Genomic DNA, 19,406 nt, shown 5'->3' with positions numbered 1-19,406 from the left:
CGATGAGTGAATCACAGTCAGCGGTTCTCATGATTCAAGGCACAGCTTCCGATGTGGGCAAAAGTATTCTTACGGCAGCTTTATGCCGTATTTTTGTACAGGACGGCTGGTTGACCGCACCTTTTAAATCGCAAAATATGTCCCTCAACTCCTATATCACGTTTGATGGTAAAGAGATCGGCAGAGCGCAAGGTGTGCAAGCTGATGCTTGCCGGATTGTTGCAACGACGGACATGAACCCAATTCTGTTGAAGCCTAAGCAAGACATGGTCGCACAAGTGATTGTTCACGGTAAGCCCTATGCAGATTTGGATGCTAGAACATATAGAGAATCTTACCTGCCACGAGCGGAAGCTATTGTGAAGGATGCCTTGGTACGCCTGCGCAGTGGGCATGACATTGTCGTTCTGGAAGGGGCAGGCAGTCCAGCTGAGGTCAATCTCAAAGATCGGGATATCGTCAATATGCGACTTGCAGGTTGGGCAGATTCACCTGTCGTGTTGGTTGCTGATATTGATCGTGGCGGGGTTTTCGCTTCCATTGTAGGTACGCTTGAAATCTTGACGCCAGAGGAAAGAAACCGCGTGAAAGGTTTTATCATTAATAAATTTCGCGGGGATGTCAGCTTGTTGAAACCAGGCTTGGACTGGTTGGAAGAGCGTACAGGGAAGCCAGTACTCGGTGTGATTCCGTATTTACAGCAGCTAGGTATTGAAGACGAGGACTCGGCATCTCTTGATTCCAAACGTGCACAAACCAGGAGGTCTCCGAGCCGTCTTGGCAAACAAAAGGATCAATTGGACGTCGCTGTCATTCGCCTGCCTCGCCTTTCTAACTTTACGGATTTTGATCCGCTGCAAGAAGAAGCCGACATTCATTTCCGATATATCGATTCGTTAGCAGAATGGGGCGAGCCGGATGTTGTTCTGATTCCTGGGAGTAAGAATACAATGGAAGACTTGCACTATCTGAAGGAATCAGGCCTAGCAGAGAGACTCATTTCTTTTGCTCAAAAGGAAGAGGGGTGGATCGTTGGTATTTGTGCGGGGTATCAGATGCTAGGGGTTACTCTTTCGGATCCAGGCAAGTATGAATCCGAGCACGCTGAGCTTGAAGGTTTAGGGCTGTTGCCGACACAGACGGTGTTCACACCGGATAAACGAACAGTACGGATACAAGGCGTTAGCACGATTTTTGCAGAACAAGGCTCGGAACTTCCAATCGATGGCTACGAGATCCATATGGGACGGACGCATTACTTGCAAGATCTTGCAGCTCCATTCCAAATTGCTGAAACCAACGCTATTGCCTCCATAACCACCGAATCCATTTTACATCCTGACGGAGCAGTTACGTTAGATGGACGCGTATGGGGAACCTATATCCATGGTATTTTACACAACGATGATTTCCGCAGATCTTGGTTAAATCACATTCGTTTACATAAAGGCTTAGCCCCAGTCTCACAAGGACTTCGTTATAAAGAGCGCCGAGAAGCGGCGTTTGATCGATTGGCTGAGCACGTACGAGCTCACTTGGATATGACGCGAATCTATGAGATGATGGGCGTAACACATTTTACGAGGCAGGAGGGGTTCTGAGATGAAAATATATACGCGTACTGGAGATGCGGGACAAACAAGTGTGATTGGTGGTCGTGTGGACAAGGATGATGATCGCGTTGAAGCATATGGGACAACAGATGAGCTGAATAGCTTCCTAGGTCAAGCGATGAGCTTCATGGATCCTGACAAATACCCAGACTTGTTGCCTGATTTACTGCAAGTTCAGCATGAATTGTTTGATTGCGGTTCAGATCTTGCGCTGTTGAAGCAGGATTTGCGTCCCTACAAGGTAACAGCAGAAATGGTGGAAGCGTTAGAGGGTTGGATTGATAAATACGATGCGGAGACGCCTGACATCACACGTTTTATTTTGCCAGGAGGCGGGACTGTATCTTCGACTTTGCATGTTTGCCGTACGGTATGTCGAAGAGCTGAGCGTCTTGTCGTCACATTGGCACGCACACAGGAGATTAATCCCGAGGTGCGCCGTTATTTGAACCGATTGTCCGACCTGTTCTTCACAATTGCCCGCACAGCGAACTTCCGTGAGGGGATTGCAGATGTGGAATATATACGCAGCGCTGAGGTGTTTAAACGTAAATCATGAGTTATTATGAACCATTAGTATACATTGTTCCGACAGAGGAAGAAGGCTTCATTCTCAAAACGGTGCTGCAAAAAAGGTTGATGGTCTCACGTAAACTGCTATCCCGCATCAAACTAACGGAGCGTGGGATTACGGTAAACGGGGAAAGGCAGTACATCAATATTAAAGTAAAGGCTGGCGACCGGGTAGAAATTCGGATGGAGGAGGAGCAGTCGGAGGATATTCTGCCTCAGGAACTTCCGCTGCACATTCTGCATGAAGACGAGCATCTGCTCATCCTAGCGAAGGATGCGGGGATTATCGTACATCCGACGCATGGCCATTATGTAAATACGATTGCGAATGGGGTTGTCTACCATTGGCAGCAAGCAGGAATTACGTGTCGTTTCCGTCCTGTACATCGTCTGGACCAAGAAACCTCAGGCGTGCTCGCTATAGCGAAAACTCCTTATGTGCACCAACAAATTTCCGAGCAAATGATTCAGCATCTCGTGAAAAAAGAGTATCTCGCCTTCGTCTGGGGCACGGTTGCTGCGCCAACAGGGACGATAGATGAGCCTATTGATCGTGATGACGATCAGCCGCATGTACGTATTGTCAGGCCGGACGGCTATCGTGCGGTAACCCACTATGAGGTCGTGAAACAGTTCGAGAAGGCGGCCCTTGTCCGGATTTGGCTGGAAACGGGGCGTACGCATCAAATACGTGTGCATATGCGGCACTTAGGTCATCCGTTGCTAGGGGATAAGATGTACACATTGCCTCAGTATGGTGGGGTTGCAGCGGAACTAGAAGCTAACGAACGCTTAAATCGTCAAGCGTTGCATGCGTACAAACTGGGCTTTGTGCACCCAGGAAAACGGGAATGGACGGAGTTTAACGCGCCTTTACCGGTCGATTTGTCGGAACTTGAGCAATGGTTAGAAGAAAAAAGGTAATAAAACCGAAACCATTCCAATTTTTGGATGGTTTTTCTTTGCAATTACTTGACTTTCCTTGATAATTAGCCCAAAATTTTAAGTAGTTCTATTTCATCAACATACAGCATAAAGGAGTTATTACAACGTGGGAATGAAAGTGTATGGTTACGATAAATGCGGGACGTGCCGGAGTACTGTAAAGTGGCTGAAAGCACATGATATTGAAATAACAGAGCAGGTCCCTTTATTTGAAACGCCGCCTTCAGCAATAGAACTTGCAGAATTACTTAAGCGAAGTGGTTTAGAAATTAAGAAGTTTTTCAATACATCAGGTGAAGTCTACAAAGAGATGAATTTGAAAGACAAGCTGCCCGGCATGTCACAAGAACAAATGCTAGAATTACTTGCATCGAATGGTCGCTTAATTAAACGACCGATTGTAACCGATGGCCATAAAGTAACAGTTGGCTTTAAAGAAGAGGCATTTAAGGACGTTTGGGCGAAAGGGTGATGTGGACGTGGCAGACAACAAGAAACCAGCACGTAAGAAGTCACCACTAGCCATTGGCGGATTTATCGCTGTCCTCCTATCGCAAGGCAAGCTGCTGCTTACCGCTTTGAAGTTTGGGAAAGTTGGCGGCGCTGTCATCTCCATGTTTATCACGATCTGGGCATACGCTTATTTAGCGCCATTGCCATTTGCGATTGGCTTGGTCCTTATGATTCTTATTCATGAGTTAGGTCATGTGCTTGCAGCGAAGATGAAGGGGTTACCCGTTTCTGCACCCGTCTTCATCCCATTCCTCGGTGCACTGATCACGATGAAGAAAAACCCAAGGGATGCAGCAACAGAAGCCTTCATCGGCATTGGAGGTCCAATTTTGGGGACTCTCGGAGGCGTTGCCGCTTTCGGTGTAGGTGTGTATTTGGATTCAGCGGTGATCGTTTCCGTAGCGTACGCTGCTTTTTACTTAAATCTGATCAACTTGTTGCCCATACATCCCTTAGACGGCGGACGAATCTCAACAGCAGTAACACGCTGGTTATGGTTGGTTGGTTTAGTTGGCGGGCTCATCCTTATTATCTATCTCGATAGTTATTTTTCGAGTAAAATCATTTTCTTCCTCATTTGGGCGATGTTTGCCTGGGATTTGTACAAGAAATACGTGCGGTATCGCCATAAAGAAGAACGTGTAACCGTGGCTACACGATTCGAATTTCCAGCCAATCATTTGCTGCAGCAAGGCTATATGATTCCAGGTGAGAGTCATACGCGTGACTTGGACTATATCACCTATTCGGAGCTGCAAGGACCAGGTGCGGGCCGACAAACCTTACATATGTCATGGCCAGCGATTGGATTCGAAGGGCACGCCTATTTGCCTGTGCAAGCGATTGTGAAGAGAGTGCAATTGGTTAAAGCAGAACGTATGAACAAAGAGGATGGCTTGCACCTAGGTCTCCAGGTTCAAGTGGAATACTCCCCACTCGGGATGCAAGAGAGTTATTATGAAGTACCTGTTAAGACGCGTTGGAAGTTTGGGATTTCGTATTTAGTTTTAATCTTATTTTTACTCTATATGATAAGACTCGTTCATCAGGTCGGTATCATTACCTAACATCACATTTCATATAATGAGGAAGCTATCCATGACATTTAAAGGTTCAAAGCGACTGCAACAGCTAGGCTCGGCTATTTTTTCGGAAGTGGCAGAATGGAAGAGAGAGGTTATGAACCAAGGGGTGGACGTCATAGATTTAGGTATAGGAAGTCCTGACCTGCCTCCCTCTAATCGCATCTTGGAAGCGATGGCTGAGGCCGTGCGCAACCCTGCTCATTACGGTTATCCTACATCGGAAGGAAGTTTAGCCTTTCGAGAAGCTGTTGCTAAATGGTATAACTTTCGCTTCGGGGTAGAGCTTGATGCAGAAACCGAGATCCTCACCCTGATGGGCTCACAAGATGGGCTCGCTCACTTAGCGCTTTCACTCTGTGATCCTGGGGATATTGCCATTGTCCCTGATCCAGGTTATCCCATATATTCGGCAAGTCTTGTACTTGCAGGTGTTGAACCTTATTTACTACCGCTGCGTGCAGCAAATGATTATTTACCCCAACTAGAGGACATTCCAGATGACGTGGCTGCTAAGGCGAAATTCATCTTGCTTAACTATCCCAGCAATCCGTTGTCTGCTGTTGCAGATCGTGCCTTTTTTGAGCATTTGATAGCTTATGCCAAGAAGCAGGATTTGCTTGTTGTACACGATCTTGCCTATTCCGAAATGGCTTTTGATGGCTATAAGCCTATGAGTATTTTGGAAATTGAAGGTGCTAAGGAGGTTGCCATTGAATTCCATTCTTTATCTAAAAGCTTCAATATGGCTGGCTGTCGCATTGCATTTCTAACAGGGCATGGGGATGCGGTCAAAGCGCTTAAGACGCTCAAATCGAATATTGATTACGGCGTATTCGGGGCCATTCAGGCAGCTGGTATTGCAGCATTAGAAGAAGATATGGAAAACGATCACACTGTCTCAAGTGTGTATGAGAAGAGACGAAATGGTTTTATTTCGGCATTAAATAATGCGGGTTGGATTATTCCACCACCGAAAGCAACGATGTTTATTTGGGCTCCAATTCCCAAGGGTTGGACGTCTCGACAAATTTCCCGGGAAATGTTATTTCAAGCAGGTGTAGTTGTTATTCCTGGTGATGCATTTGGCGCTGAAGGAGAAGGATTTGTCCGTATTGCTTTAGTGCAAGATGAAGCTCGATTACTTGAGGCAGCAAGGCGTATAGGAGCTTGGCTTCAATCCTTAGAATGAAAGTTAGATATTTTGGCAAAAATAGGAGAATGAGAGACATATTTAGGTGTAAGGTTATGAGAAAATTTATACGTTGAAAGGGGTAAGCATATGGATGCCATTTCTTCACTATCGGAGTTGTTAGCTGAACAGAAGCCGTCATCGTACGTTGAAATTCCCGGGATTTTAGGCCAAACGTTCGGTCAAGCGACAATAGCAGCAACACTACCTATTAGCAAACTATTTTCTATTTTTGAGGTGGATTTAGAAGTACAACGTGCGATTATTCCGCGGAACCTCTCCAAGTTAATTGACTATGTGAATCTATATTTAGAAGATCGCCAGCCTATCTATTTCCCTGGCATTATTTTCTCAGCAAGAGGCGCAGGGCATTATGATGAGGATAATCAGGCTCTTCGACTACAGCCAATCGAGAAATTGTATGTCGTTGACGGCCAACATCGTTTGGCAGCTTTCCAGCGCATTATGGAAACACTGCAAAGTCAGATGGCGCGTGCGAAGGATCGTCGTGAATACGATAAAATGGAAGAGATTACGGAAAAGCTGCGCCGTTTATATGCGTTCCCAATCTCGACTATGACATACTTGGATATCAATGCGCGTCAAGAACGTCAATTGTTCTCAGATATTAACAAGCTTCCTCGTAAGCTCGGTGGGAACTTAGCTGTACTTCGCGATCAACGCCGGTTCTATCATGTTGCGGCAACTGAACTTGCGGCAAAAGCACCAGCTATGCAGAAGTTGACTGTCGATATGTTCTCCGAGCGTGGGAAATCACCGGAGTATTTGTTCTCCTACCACTTGTTAATTGAGATTCTAGTGGGCTTGTTTGAAGGTAGAATGAAATCAGCTGCCCGCAATAACAATTATCAATATGCCGATAAAGATTTGCAGGAGCTGATCTCCCTAGCAGGCGGATATTTTAACGGTTTGTTGACTCACCTGCCGTCACCAACAAAGGGTGAAATCGTCTGGTCTGAGAACATCCAAATTGCGTTAGCCCTGTTCATGCACGAAGAAGCAACGAAAACAGGCAGCTTTAATCGCTATGCGCTTGAACATGCTTTGAAAATATTGCCGCATGTGAATTGGAACAGCATTTATGCTGGGGAAGAAAAAGACCGTCTACCAAGACGCACGCGGATTATGAAAGCTTACAACCATATTAAAAGCTTCTATCAAGAGCAGAATGCATTCCTAATCAGTGACGCTGACGCTTATAAAGCTAGTTTTGGGAATAAGGAGGACGTGAGCTAATGGAAGGATTACGCCTAAAAATGACTATCCATCCTTTCTGCGAAAGGTTCGGTCTTGCGACTGTAGCCTTGCGCGTTCAGGACTTGCTGAACTATACGATGATTGATCCGATGGTTCAACGGAAGCTGAGTAATATGCAGCGCCGGAAGATCTCTACTTATTTGCAAGAACGTGAGTTAGACCATGTGTTCTTCGGTCCTGTCACGCTATCGCTTCGCGAGGTGAACCAGCTCTCCAAAGGAGCGAAGGAGTTCCTCTTGCGTCATGGCTCGAAACTATCCATTCTAGATGGTCAGCATCGTATTCTAGCACTGGGTTATGTGAACGATCAGATGCAAAAAGAAGTACGCCGTTATGAGAAGAAGCTGGCTCTGCTGAAGATTAAACAACGGAAGTTTAGTGACGATGCGGAGATTAAGCAAGAGGTTGAGGAAACAGAAGGCACTATTAATCAACTTGAGGGTAGACGTCTAGACCTGATGGAAACACAGCTTGCTGTGCAAATCTATATCGGCTTAACGGAGGAAGAAGAGCAACAGTTATTCGGCGATATCAACTCCAAAGTGCAGCTAGTTAGTAAGGAATTAGGACATTCCTTCGATTCCATCGATCCGCTTAATCTGGTTATCCAACAAGTTGTAGACCATAACGTGTATTTGAAGGCAGCGGGTGTAGAGAGACGCAGTAACTTGACCTCCTTTAACCGCAACTTTACATGCTTCAGCTGGTTGTATGCGACGGCGACGATGCTATTCTCAGGTAGAATGCAGCCTTCCTATGAATTGCAACGTAAGATTCGACATGATCCATCGACTTATGTGGAAATCTTGCATCAATTCTTCAACACCATCTTGCCAATGATGCCAGAGCAGCCAGGATTAGCGCAATATACTTCAGCGAATCGTGTCATTCAGGAGAGTATTGCCCTGTATGCCAATCGTTTCTTATTCCCGAATGGTGAATATAACGAAGAGTGGACACAGTCCTTGCAGTTGTTAGATGGCTTTGATTGGTCACATGACAATGAAGAGTTGATCTACGTATTCGGTTCTTTGGATAATGGGAAAATCAACCTCATTCACGAGAAATCGTTGAAAAAGCATGCAAAACTCGTGCAATTCTTCCTAGAAGGCACGGATTCGGCAACAGATTCAGAAGAAGTATCCTCCGCATAATTGGAGACAACGGAAACCTTTCTATCTCAATGAAAGTTGAGAGATAGAAAGGTTTTTTTTGCGTTTCTATACCAAACTCTTAAAATATACGCATCTATTTCTGCATCTGTCTATATCAAAAGTTTGAAACTAGCATACGATATCATATAAAGTTTGAAGGGAGGAAAACACAATGAGTTGCTCTGTATATGCTACTTTGGCTCATGTTGGACTTGGTACGGTTATTACAATTCATGCAGGTACTACACCGAATCATCAAGGAAGATTTCTTGGTATCCAAAATGGTAATGTTGTTATTGCTAATAATAACGGTGTTGTATTCTATTTCCCAATTGATAAAATTGCTGTCGTTCATATTCCTTAATGATTGTACCCTATTGAAGCAACACAATAAGCAAGAGAGCGGACGAGCTCTCTTGCTTTCTCTTTTCATAATTCATTCAAGTGCGATTATTAATTTCTGTTTTGAGTCACCTTACTTTGTCCATACTAGCTAATGAAAGCGACTTCACGGGGCAGGGGGCTAAGAGCGATGTTAGCCGTTCATCAACGTATGGCGGAATTATGGACACTACGCAGAGCCCGAGAGTTAACTCGAGGCGAGCAAGAAGAATTAATGCTGTGCATGGAAGCGAATGCGACTTATGTGTGGAATCGATTAAAATTAGAAAATTTATCGCTCTGCGCTTCCATTACAGGAGACTATGCGTGGTTGCATGACATTTGTGAGCGCATCGAAAAGATTGAACCCAAGCACTGACCTAGCGTCGGTGCTTTTTTCCTTTTCTGCAAGAGTGAGGACAGGTATAATGAGAATAGTTCATAGCTAAGGAGATGTCGCATGGTCAGCTGGTTCAAGCAAAGGGGAGTAGCTCCCTCTACATTCGTTTTATTAGGATTCATGCTTCTAATTGCCCTCATACTTAGACTTACTTTGGCACCTACATGGGTAGGCTATGATACGGACGTGCGAACGTTCATGGCATGGGCAGATCGCGCCTATACGGTAGGGTTAAAGGACTTATATACGAATGCCAAAGATTATTTCTTGGATTATCCTCCAGGCTACATGTATGTCCTATATGTGGTAGGCTTTTTACATCATATGTTGTCTATTCCTTGGGAAAGTAGCGGCTCCTTAATCATCCTTAAACTGCCCGCAATCCTTGCGGATCTTGGAACGGTTTATCTGCTGTTTCGATTAGCAATCAGCAAACACGAAGGGGCACGTACATGGAAGCAAGCGCTCTGGATTGCTGCTCTGTTCGCTTTTAACCCTGCCATTTGGGCAAATTCTGCGGTGTGGGGACAGGTAGATTCATTTTTCATGTTATTTATTGTGGCGACTTTATTGATGCAAATGAGGGGCAAATTGCCTCAAGCGGCCTTCTTTATCGCACTTGCTCTTTTGCTTAAACCTCAAGCGCTGCTGTTTGGTATCTTTTTGTTGATTGATGTGATACGTGCACGCAACGCGATGGTTTGGATATTGAGTGTTTTGACAGGACTAGCCACAATGGCTGTTCTTGCACTTCCTTTTGCAATAGGCCGAGGTTATGGCTGGATGATTGAATTGTATTCGGGCACGCTAGCTTCTTATCCCTATGCTTCGCTCAATGCGTTTAATCTGTTTGCACTGCTTGGCGGAAATTTTGTCGACATTAACAGCGGCTTTTGGCATTTGTCTTATAAATGGATTGGGCTCGTTTTGATGGTGCTGTCCATCCTATATGTTTGTCTGCTTTACTGGTTGGGTAAGCAGCGGCGCGGAGCCGTATTGTACATATCCTTCTTATTTATCACGGCAATATTTATGTGTATGACCAAAATGCACGAGCGTTATTTGCACTATGGCTTACTGCTAGCCTTAACGAGCTTTATTTATATGAAGGATCGGCGAATTCTGTGGCTTTTTATCGGCTTCAGTATCACGCATTTTATTAATATCGGCGATGTCCTCTTGCGAAGCTTTCATCAAGACTATCACATTCCGCGATATAACCCATTAATGCTGACGGTTTCGTGGATCAATGTTATGATGTTTGTCTATGCATGTATATTGGGATGGAGGCTTTTCGTGAAATCAGATCAAGATGGCCATGTGGAGGAGACAATACCTCCGGCCAACGACAAGGTAGACATGTTTCAAGTGGAAGATGACCCTGAAGTGAAAGCAACGCATATCAGAGAGACCTCACTATGGAAGGCGATATTCCATCCGACAGAGGATCATATAGAAAGAAGTAAGCGCGGACGCTTCTTCTCGCGTAAAGATGTTTTATATCTAGGCGCACTTGTGGTAGTCTATACGATTATTGCGCTGTTCCATCTCGGAGGGCACAAAGATCCCACTACGTTCTGGCAGCCTACACGTGGCGGTGAAGCGGTCATTGCTGATCTCGGCTCCCCGCATCAGATTACACGCATTAATAGTTTTGCTGGGGTTGGGGAAGGCGCCTACTCCTATTGGTTCTCGAATGATGGTGAGCAGTGGCAAGATGCGATGGCTGTTAAATCGGACCATACGAAGGTGTTCACCTGGCATACGGTTGAAGCCAATAAAGCAGCTCGTTATGTGAAAATTGTGATCGACACGCAAGAAAGCGCTAAGCTGCATCTTCATGAAATTGGCATTTTCGGAGATGGAGGAACGACGCCGTTACCGATCGCTAGCGTGAAGGAAGTCGATGTCGATGCCTCTGATGCGGGTAGCACAGCTCATTTATTTGATGAGGCGAGTGTTGTACCGTATACACCTACCTATATGAATGGTACCTATTTCGATGAGATCTATCATGCTAGAACGGCGTATGAGCATCTTCACAAGATCGAACCGTATGAAAGTACGCACCCGCCGCTAGGCAAAATATTCATTTCTATCGGTATTTATGTGTTCGGTTTAAATCCGTTTGGATGGCGTATTATCGGCACGCTATTCGGTGTTGGCATGATTCCTATTATGTATGTGTTCGCTAAGCGGATGTTCGGTCGTTCTGAATATGCCTTTATTGCGGCTTTCTTACTTAGCTTTGATTTCATGCACTTTGCGCAAACCAGAATTTCCACGATTGATGTGTACGGTGTATTCTTTATCATGCTGATGTTCTATTTCATGTATTGGTATACGACACTGAGCTTCTTCCGTGAAAAGCTTTGGACGACCCTGATTCCGTTGGGACTATCCGGCCTATTCTTCGGCATCGGTGCGGCTTCCAAATGGATCGTGATTTATGGCGGTGCCGGCTTAGCCGTCCTGCTGTTTATCTCGCTTTTCGAGCGGTACAGAGAGTACCAATTTGCTAAGCGAGTATTAAGGGAAAATAGGCGTGATGAATCGGAAGCAGATGAGAGCGCCGCGGTTTACGAAGATCTGCTATCCGGAGAGGAATCGACGAAGCTCCAACGGGTACAGAAGCTTTTCGTACGAAACACACTGCTTACGATACTTTGGTGTGTACTCATGTTTGTTATCGTGCCGTTGGGTGTCTACACCTTATCCTATATCCCTTTCATGATGGTTCCAGGTCCTGGGCATCAATTGAAAGATGTTGTCACCTATCAGGTACATATGTACAAATACCATAAGGATTTGGTTGCCACACATCCGTTCTCCTCACCTTGGTGGGAGTGGCCGATGATGCTGCGTCCAATCTGGTATTACCAAGCGAAGCTTATGCCGCCGGGCATGCTTTCGAGTATCGTTTCATTCGGCAATCCACTGGTGTGGTGGCCTGGCTTCATAGCGGTGTTAATGTCCTTCTACATTGCGATCAAGCGCAAAGATAAGTTGCTGCGCGTGCTGCTTGTAGCCTATTGCTCGCAGTATTTACCGTGGATGTTAGTGCCGCGACTTACGTTTATTTATCACTATTTTGCCATGGTGCCGTTCCTAGTCCTGATCTTAACGTATTACATCAAAGACTACTTGGAACAAGGTTCTCTGCACAAAAGAAGATGGGTTTACGGCTACTTAGCCGCCGTCTTCGTGCTATTCGCACTGTTTTACCCGATTCTATCGGGGATGATTATTCCATCGAAATATTCGTTCTTTCTAAGATGGATGCCGGGCTGGAATTTCTTTTGAGTCGACGGATTGACGTCCCTCATAAGCCATGGTAATATAATCCCAAGTGAATTACTATGAATTAAAAAAGTCGACCGAACAGCAGGAGACTCCCACTATGTATCGAACACATGGAGGCGAGTCTCTTTTTTTACCCACACATTGCAAATGGAGAGTGAATCACATGGCGAAAGTAGTCATCATTTCAGGAAGTCCAACCCCAACCTCACGCTTACATGGCGTTATCGAAGTTGCGAAGAATGAGCTTCAACTAGCTGGACTGGAAGTCGACTGGATCAAGGTTCGCGACCTGCCTGCTGAAGATTTGTTGTATGCCAAGTTTGATAGCGAGGCGATTGTGAATGCGAGTAAGCGAGTAGCAGAGGCTGACGCTGTTTTCGTAGCTACCCCCGTCTACAAAGCTTCATATACAGGTGTATTGAAAGCTTTCTTGGATCTGTTGCCACAGAAAGGCCTCGAGCGTAAAATCGTATTGCCATTAGCGGTTGGAGGCACTTATGCACATTTGCTAGCCATTGACTATGCACTTAAACCCGTGTTGTCTGTCCTAGGCGCACAGAACATTCTGCAAGGTGTGTACGTGCTTGATAAGCAAGTAACTTGGGGTGAACAAGGACAAGCGATTCTCGATGATGAAATCTCTTCCCGCTTGAACGAATCCCTAACGGAATTCATCCAAGAAATTAAGTGGCATACGAGCCGTTAAACGCATAGCCTACCTAACCCGTCATTGGTAACTTTTACTGATGGCGGGTTTTTGCGTGTCGGGAGCACATGTCCCGTGCTATACTACTCGTAACGAATTCATATTTTCACAGGAATGGGAGCTATTATCAATGTCACAAAATTCATCTGAATCTGTGCTGCTCGTAGACGGCATGGCCTTATTATTTCGCGGTTATTATGCAACATCATCAAGTGGTTATATCATGAGAACGGATCACGGTGTGCCGATTAACGGTGTTTACGGATTTCTGAAATATTTGCTTGATGCGATCGGCACATTCAAACCGACACACGTTGTGTGCTGCTGGGATATGGGAAGCAAGACCTTCCGGACGGAGAAATTTGACGCCTATAAAGCGAATCGCGGCCCTGCTCCTGAAGAATTAATTCCCCAATTTGATCTGGTCAAAGAAGTGACAGCCAGCTTTAATATTCCGAATGTAGGCGTTGTTGGCTTTGAAGCGGATGATTGTATCGGCACATTGGCTCGTACATACAGCCCGGAGACGAAAGTGCAAATCTTAACGGGTGATCATGATATGCTCCAGCTTGTCAATGAGAACACGGAAGTCATTATTATGAAAAAAGGGCAATCCAACTACATGGTATACACGCTAGAAACGCTGATGGAGGAGAAAAGCCTAACGCCAGCTCAAATCATTGATTTGAAGGGATTAACGGGGGATACCGCGGATAATTATCCAGGGGTTAAAGGCATTGGGGAGAAAACAGCAACGAAGCTGCTTAACGAATATGTGAATATTGCTGGAATCCTCGAGAACTTAGCTGCTCTTCCGAAGGGTGTGCGTGCGAAGATCGAAGCGGAGCTGGATATGCTGCATCTTTCGCTGGATTTGGCGACGATTCGCTTGGATGCGCCTGTTGCTTGTGCGCTAGAAGATTGCGCGTGGGCGATGGACCGGGAGAAGGTCATTAGCAAATTTGATGAAATTGCGTATAAAGGATTAGTCAGATTGATCGGATAAGAGATCGGATGAGAGTTCTGATAAGAGACAGTGCCTGTAAAATCGGGTATTGTCTTTTTTATTTTGCAATAGATGGAAAAATAGAAGTGGAAGTAAGAGAGGAAGTAAGTTTTCTGAGTTCACACACAGCGTAAACGGAAAATTGAACAAAGAAGACGGTTTTTTTAATTACGGGATGTTAATTTTTAGCAGATAATAGAAATGTAAGCGATTACGGTTTTGAAATGTACGTACAAAGGGGAGAAAAACCATGAAAAAGGCAGTAGTTACATTAATGTCATTATCCATGATTTTTACAGCAACCGCTTGTTCTTCGGGTACTTCTAGTAACCCAAGTGGAGGAGCTACAACAGCGCCAACAACAACAACGACTCCTAGTGCAACAGTAAGTGCAAGTAAAGATCCTGTAAAGCTTCGTATGGCCTGGTGGGGCGGTCAAGCGCGCCACGATTATACGCTGAAAGTAATCGAAATGTATGAGAAATCACATCCGAATGTGAAAATCGAAGCTGAATATGCAGCTTTCGATGATTACTGGAAGAAGCTTGCTCCTCAAGCAGCTGCGAATCAACTCCCAGATATTATACAGATGGATATCTCTTATTTGACACAATATGGTGGAAGAAACCAATTAGCAGATTTAACACCTTTTACGAAGAATAAAATTCTTAACGTGGACGACGTAAGCCCGAATGCAGTTTCAGGTGGTCAAGTCGGCGGGAAGCTCGTCGCTATGAACTTAGGGGTTAATGCTTTAACCAGCATCATGGACTTCGAAATGTTGAAAAAAGCGAATATTACGCCTCCTGAAAAGAACTGGACATGGAGTGATATGGACGCGATTACGGCCAAAGCGAAAGCTGCGGGCAAAATTACGGGGGGCTTCCGTGATGACGTTTTCTTCCCGTATTACCTGCGTACACTTGGACAAAAAATGTACAACGCAGAAGGTACAGCCCTTGGTTATACCGACGATAAGCTGTTTGTTGATTATTTTAACCGCTCTCAGAAATATTATGACGCTGGCAGCGTGCTGGCGCTAGATAAAGCTGCGCAGAAGAAAGGTACACCTGAAGATGACGAGTTGACATTGGGTAATTCCATTTCCTCCAATGGATGGTCTAATCAGTTTATTGGTCTAGCTACGGCGTCCAAACGTGAGCTTGTCCTGCAGCCAATGCCAGGTCCAGATGCAAACAAAGGGTTATTCCTCAAACCGAGTATGTATTGGTCCATCGCAAGCAGCTCCAAACAGCAAGAAGAAGCAGCGAAATTCATCGATTTCTGGATCAATGATATTGAAGCGAATAAAATTATTAAAGGCGAGCGCGGTGTACCTGTAGCTTCCAAAGTGAAAGAAGCTTTAAAACCGTTATTGAGCCCAAATGAGATCAAAGTATTCGACTATGTCGCATGGGCTGAGAAAAATAGCGCACCGATGGATCCTCCGAATCCAGTCGGTTCCATCGAGATCGAGAAGCTGCTTAAAGATACTGCGGAGAAAATCATGTACAAGAAAATGACCGTGCAAGAAGGGGCAACATCTTTCCGTAAAGAAGCTACAGCTATTTTGGACAAAAATAAAAAGTAACATGAGGTTTTAATAACAATAACAGGTACCCAACCTAAACACGTCCAAGATGTGTTTAGGCATGTGGTACCTGTTTAACTTTTTCAAAAATTTGAACATGAAGATTACAATAAGTTGAATTGTAAGAAGCAGGATTGATGTTACAATGTGGTATAATCGAGTGCATTTTAAGTTGAACAACAGGGGAAGTTGGGATCGCATGATCAGGTGGCTATTTATTAATCGGAGCATCCGCACCAAAATTGTATGGAGCAGTGTTCTGATTTCCTTAATCCCCATGCTTGTACTCTCCATGATTTTCTATAAATCGAGTACCCGTTCTTTGGAAAACGCGATGTTTCGAAGCTCGGACCAGAATGCAGCCTATTTATCGGGGTATTTAGATCAATATTTTAATAATATTTCTTCGTCGGCCTTACAAATATATGGTTTCGAACGGATTCTAAATCTCATGGAGCATGGGGCCAACTATAATGATGCGGACATCATCTTGCTCAGAGAATCCATCAAAAATTATGATTTGCTCATTCAAAATAAAAATAAAGACATCATTAAGATCATGATTTTCGGGAAAGAAAATAAACTGGAAGACTCATGGTCAAGAGCAGCCAGCTATGAGTCTGTCAAAATAGATCAGAGCATTCCTCATTACAAGGAGATGCTCGATTTGCCATTTCAGCAAGCACTTATGTTTACGTATAAAGACATCACGTTGCAACAGGATTTCTTTGTGTACTCGATTCCTATTTATGATCCGTTCTATAGAACGAAGTTCGGTACGCTTGTTTTTTATATACAAAGTAAAGAATTAGCAAAAATGATTGAAGAAAACAATCACACGCCGAACGTCATCGTCTTACAGAACGCAAGCGGGGAACCTTTTTATCAGACAAATGGTCAATATGCAGATAGCATACCCAAATACGAAAAGCCGGAATTCAACACGCAAAATAATCCTAAGCATATCGCATTCATGAAGAAGAATGATTTGCTCGTCGGTACCTCACGTCTCAATTATGGCAATATTGCGCTATCGATTGTGTATCCGAACCCTGAACTGGAACAGAACCGCAGGAACATACTGCTTACGACGATTGGCGCGTTTATTATCGTGATGCTGAGCATTTCCTTGCTTTCTATTCTTGCTCAACATTATATTACTAGACCTATTAAGTTACTCGGAAAAGCAATGAAGACTGTACGCAAAGGCAACTTTCATGTCAGTCTACAGCAGAATACCAATTATCGTGACGATATTTCGGAACTAACGAGCAATTTTAATTTCATGACGGATAAAATCCGCGAGCTGATTGAATCCAAATACGAAATGCAGCTGCTCAATAAAGAAGCACAAATTCTTGCCCTACAGATGCAGATCAATCCGCATTTTTTGTACAATACGCTGCAGACGATCGGTGGGAAGGCTGTACTTATCGGCGATTATGAAATTCACGAGATGTGTCGTGCTTTAGGTGACATGTTTCGGTACAGCTTCTACGAAGGTAATGCAGCATCGACCATTGGTCAGGAGCTTGCACATGTGAATAATTACTTGTACATCCAGCAGCTTCGGTTCGAGGAAACGCTGCAGATCGAGTTCGACGTCGCCCCTGATCTGATGGACTGTGCTATTATTCGCTTCGTCATGCAGCCGATTCTCGAGAATGTGATTGTGCATGCGTTCAGTAAGCGGGAGGTGGAGCAGTCCCTTCGGATTGGTGTACGTGTGCTGCGGGAAGCGGATTCCGTAGTACTGGCAGTTCAAGATAATGGACCGGGCATTGAAACGGATAAACTCGTTGCTCTTCGGTCGTCTTTTGACAACAAATCGTCCGACGTCTTCTATGGGGTATCCATCGGGCTTAAGAACGTTCATGAACGATTAAGACTGGTGTATGGATCACCATTTGGCTTGGACATCGAGAGTGAACTGGGCATCGGAACGACGATTCGTATACGTATTCCTTACAATTCTAATGGGGGTGACAGCTTTGTACAAAGTAATGGTCGTGGATGATGAATCGCTAGGCAGGAAGTCCGTTTGTAAAATGATTAGTGAACTCTCTCTGGACTTGGAAGTTATCGCGGAAGCGCGGCATGGAGAAGAAGCATTGGAGCTTATGCGGATCAGCAAGCCACATATTATTGTGACAGATATGAACATGCCGGTCATGAACGGCCAACAGTTTCTCGAAGCCTTGTACACGAACTATTCGGAGATTAAGGTGATCGTCATTAGCGGGTACTCCCAGTATGAGTATATGAAAGCTGCAGTAACGTTTCAGGCTTGTGAGTACGTGCTGAAGCCGATCTCCTTAACGGAATTGAAGAGCGCTTTGGTGAAGGCTATGGAGGCAAGTCATAACCATTTGACACTGCAGCAGCAAAAGAAATTCACGCAAGACATGTGGCAACTCCGCAGAGAGGTGTTCTTTCAGCATGTGACCAGTCGTCGCATCACGAATGTGGTGGATATTCAGTCCCAAGCGGAGGAACTTTCGATAACCTGCGCTAGAGGCAGTTTTAGACTAGTGCTCTGTATGTTTCGTCAATTCCAAGACATTTCCACGATGAAATTTCATGGCAATGCGGATTTGTTAATGTACAGCATTGAAAATATATTGTCCGAAGTGCTCACCTCAGCTGGTCAGGATGCTGCTCCGTCGTACATCTACAAATCAGATGACAGGATGAGTCTCTGTTTGTACGTACCTGAGTCTGCTTACAAGGAGTCGCAAATTCGAGATTTACTTGTAACCTTCCACAATGTGATTAACCAGATGCTGAAGCTTGACGTGGTTGCAGGTTTGAGCAGTGTATTTCATCATTTGGAACGATTGCCGGACGCCTTTGACATAGCTAATGAGCAGTTGAGAAGCAATGTACTGCATGCGACTAGTTTCTCTCTGAGCTCGCCAGAATTACCCGTTGCATCGACGCCATCTGTGTCGGAGTTGTTAACGGTGTTTGAATTAAAGAGTCTACAGCAAGCGTTTGCTGCAGGGAATGGGAGCGAGAGTCGCGAGCTGCTGCGGAATGTCCTTTTGAAGGCGGAGAAATTAAGCGGATTGACCATCCGTGAGGGTCAGCGGGCACTTAAAAAGCTAACTGAGGTCGCCGCTGCTGAAATGGCAGAAATGGTGCTATCGTATCCGCAGCTCTTCGATGCGCGTTCGATATCAGGTATCGTAAATCATAGTCAGTTTAGCGACTTCCTGAGCCAGTTCACTGAGGCTATCGAGGAATATCATGCGAGCAAGGGAATGACGCCATCTGTTCATTCTATTCACGAGATCGCTGCCTATTTGGATGCGCATTACTTTGAAGACATCAGTCTAATTGATATCGCAACACGCTTTCATCTGGATCCGAGTTACTTAAGCAAGCAGTTTAAATCGGTGACCTCTGAAAATTTCATCGAGTATGTGACACGCAAACGGATGGAAAAGTCGTGCGAGCTGCTGAATATGTCTGAATCCAAAATCAGTGAAATTTCCGAGCTTGTGGGCTATGAAAATCAGCGTTATTTCAGCCAAGTGTTCAAAAAATTCACGGGACAAACTCCATCGGAATACCGAGAGAGGCATGGGGCGAAATCCTTCACACCAAAATTTTGAACATCAGAACGACAATTTATTTTATTACGATTCCTTCTTTCCACGCGTAAGA

At 44.8% G+C, this 19,406-nt stretch carries 16 protein-coding genes; all 16 read left to right on the top strand.

Annotated features, from left to right (window positions below):
• The first annotated feature begins 2 nt into the window (after positions 1–2).
• The 16 genes from J2736_RS28545 to J2736_RS28470 all read left to right on the top strand — a co-directional run bounded on the left by J2736_RS28545 (position 3) and on the right by J2736_RS28470 (position 19,354).
• Positions 3–1,601 carry a cobyric acid synthase gene (locus J2736_RS28545; RefSeq protein ID WP_310501979.1) on the top strand — a complete coding sequence of 533 codons (1,599 nt, stop codon included), beginning with the start codon at positions 3–5 and terminating at the stop codon, positions 1,599–1,601.
• Position 1,602: 1 nt separating this feature from the next.
• Positions 1,603–2,172, top strand: coding sequence for a cob(I)yrinic acid a,c-diamide adenosyltransferase (locus tag J2736_RS28540; protein WP_310501978.1), 570 nt, complete (start codon positions 1,603–1,605; stop codon positions 2,170–2,172).
• Positions 2,169–3,110 (top strand): RluA family pseudouridine synthase, encoded by a 942-nt coding sequence (locus tag J2736_RS28535; protein WP_310501977.1) that lies wholly within the window; start codon positions 2,169–2,171, stop codon positions 3,108–3,110. Before J2736_RS28540 ends, J2736_RS28535 begins: the two co-directional genes overlap by 4 nt.
• 133 nt (positions 3,111–3,243) lie before the next feature.
• The gene (locus J2736_RS28530; protein ID WP_310502021.1) at positions 3,244–3,603 is read left to right on the top strand and encodes an arsenate reductase family protein; all 360 of its coding nucleotides are present in this window, start codon (positions 3,244–3,246) and stop codon (positions 3,601–3,603) included.
• Between the two features lies 1 nt (position 3,604).
• The gene (locus J2736_RS28525) at positions 3,605–4,711 is read left to right on the top strand and encodes a site-2 protease family protein (RefSeq protein WP_397341815.1); all 1,107 of its coding nucleotides are present in this window, start codon (positions 3,605–3,607) and stop codon (positions 4,709–4,711) included.
• Between the two features lie 31 nt (positions 4,712–4,742).
• Entirely contained in the window at positions 4,743–5,918 is a 1,176-nt protein-coding gene (locus J2736_RS28520) for an aminotransferase class I/II-fold pyridoxal phosphate-dependent enzyme (RefSeq protein WP_310501975.1), read from the top strand.
• 90 nt (positions 5,919–6,008) lie between these two features.
• The gene (locus tag J2736_RS28515; protein ID WP_310501974.1) at positions 6,009–7,175 is read left to right on the top strand and encodes a DNA sulfur modification protein DndB; all 1,167 of its coding nucleotides are present in this window, start codon (positions 6,009–6,011) and stop codon (positions 7,173–7,175) included.
• Positions 7,175–8,350 carry a DNA sulfur modification protein DndB gene (locus tag J2736_RS28510; RefSeq protein ID WP_310501973.1) on the top strand — a complete coding sequence of 392 codons (1,176 nt, stop codon included), beginning with the start codon at positions 7,175–7,177 and terminating at the stop codon, positions 8,348–8,350. The genes J2736_RS28515 and J2736_RS28510 overlap by 1 nt, the downstream gene beginning before the upstream one ends.
• A 172-nt stretch (positions 8,351–8,522) precedes the next feature.
• Positions 8,523–8,714, top strand: a complete 192-nt coding sequence (locus J2736_RS28505; protein ID WP_310501972.1) for a hypothetical protein — start codon at positions 8,523–8,525, stop codon at positions 8,712–8,714.
• Between the two features lie 168 nt (positions 8,715–8,882).
• Entirely contained in the window at positions 8,883–9,110 is a 228-nt protein-coding gene (locus tag J2736_RS28500; protein WP_310501971.1) for a DUF7667 family protein, read from the top strand.
• An 81-nt stretch (positions 9,111–9,191) separates the two neighbouring features.
• Positions 9,192–12,434: a glycosyltransferase family 39 protein gene (locus tag J2736_RS28495; RefSeq protein WP_310501970.1), complete on the top strand. Its 3,243-nt coding sequence runs from the start codon at positions 9,192–9,194 to the stop codon at positions 12,432–12,434.
• 163 nt (positions 12,435–12,597) lie between these two features.
• On the top strand, positions 12,598–13,140 hold the full coding sequence (gene ssuE, locus J2736_RS28490) for an NADPH-dependent FMN reductase (RefSeq protein WP_310501969.1): 543 nt from the start codon (positions 12,598–12,600) through the stop codon (positions 13,138–13,140).
• Positions 13,141–13,270: 130 nt separating this feature from the next.
• Positions 13,271–14,146 (top strand): 5'-3' exonuclease, encoded by an 876-nt coding sequence (locus J2736_RS28485; protein WP_310501968.1) that lies wholly within the window; start codon positions 13,271–13,273, stop codon positions 14,144–14,146.
• A 250-nt stretch (positions 14,147–14,396) separates the two neighbouring features.
• On the top strand, positions 14,397–15,737 hold the full coding sequence (locus tag J2736_RS28480; protein WP_310501967.1) for an ABC transporter substrate-binding protein: 1,341 nt from the start codon (positions 14,397–14,399) through the stop codon (positions 15,735–15,737).
• Between the two features lie 199 nt (positions 15,738–15,936).
• Positions 15,937–17,754: a sensor histidine kinase gene (locus J2736_RS28475; protein WP_310501966.1), complete on the top strand. Its 1,818-nt coding sequence runs from the start codon at positions 15,937–15,939 to the stop codon at positions 17,752–17,754.
• Complete coding sequence (locus J2736_RS28470) at positions 17,729–19,354, top strand: response regulator transcription factor (protein ID WP_310501965.1); 1,626 nt, start codon at positions 17,729–17,731, stop codon at positions 19,352–19,354. The genes J2736_RS28475 and J2736_RS28470 overlap by 26 nt, the downstream gene beginning before the upstream one ends.
• Positions 19,355–19,406: the final 52 nt, after the last annotated feature.

The sequence above is a fragment of the Paenibacillus qinlingensis genome, assembly GCF_031455095.1.
GTDB classification, from domain to species: domain Bacteria; phylum Bacillota; class Bacilli; order Paenibacillales; family NBRC-103111; genus Paenibacillus_E; species Paenibacillus_E qinlingensis_A.
Note: the sequence above shows the minus strand (reverse complement) of the source record. Positions and strands in the feature narration are given on the sequence as shown.

What these genes read in the sequence shown, in the direction of transcription:
- J2736_RS28535 (WP_310501977.1), top strand. Translation starts at nt 2,169, where the DNA reads ATGAGTTATTATGAACCATTAGTATACATTGTTCCGACAGAGGAAGAA.
- J2736_RS28515 (WP_310501974.1), top strand. Translation starts at nt 6,009, where the DNA reads ATGGATGCCATTTCTTCACTATCGGAGTTGTTAGCTGAACAGAAGCCG.
- J2736_RS28510 (WP_310501973.1), top strand. Translation starts at nt 7,175, where the DNA reads ATGGAAGGATTACGCCTAAAAATGACTATCCATCCTTTCTGCGAAAGG.
- J2736_RS28495 (WP_310501970.1), top strand. Translation starts at nt 9,192, where the DNA reads ATGGTCAGCTGGTTCAAGCAAAGGGGAGTAGCTCCCTCTACATTCGTT.
- J2736_RS28500 (WP_310501971.1), top strand. Translation starts at nt 8,883, where the DNA reads ATGTTAGCCGTTCATCAACGTATGGCGGAATTATGGACACTACGCAGA.
- J2736_RS28540 (WP_310501978.1), top strand. Translation starts at nt 1,603, where the DNA reads ATGAAAATATATACGCGTACTGGAGATGCGGGACAAACAAGTGTGATT.
- ssuE (WP_310501969.1), top strand. Translation starts at nt 12,598, where the DNA reads ATGGCGAAAGTAGTCATCATTTCAGGAAGTCCAACCCCAACCTCACGC.
- J2736_RS28505 (WP_310501972.1), top strand. Translation starts at nt 8,523, where the DNA reads ATGAGTTGCTCTGTATATGCTACTTTGGCTCATGTTGGACTTGGTACG.
- J2736_RS28520 (WP_310501975.1), top strand. Translation starts at nt 4,743, where the DNA reads ATGACATTTAAAGGTTCAAAGCGACTGCAACAGCTAGGCTCGGCTATT.
- J2736_RS28480 (WP_310501967.1), top strand. Translation starts at nt 14,397, where the DNA reads ATGAAAAAGGCAGTAGTTACATTAATGTCATTATCCATGATTTTTACA.
- J2736_RS28530 (WP_310502021.1), top strand. Translation starts at nt 3,244, where the DNA reads ATGAAAGTGTATGGTTACGATAAATGCGGGACGTGCCGGAGTACTGTA.
- J2736_RS28475 (WP_310501966.1), top strand. Translation starts at nt 15,937, where the DNA reads ATGATCAGGTGGCTATTTATTAATCGGAGCATCCGCACCAAAATTGTA.
- J2736_RS28485 (WP_310501968.1), top strand. Translation starts at nt 13,271, where the DNA reads ATGTCACAAAATTCATCTGAATCTGTGCTGCTCGTAGACGGCATGGCC.
- J2736_RS28545 (WP_310501979.1), top strand. Translation starts at nt 3, where the DNA reads ATGAGTGAATCACAGTCAGCGGTTCTCATGATTCAAGGCACAGCTTCC.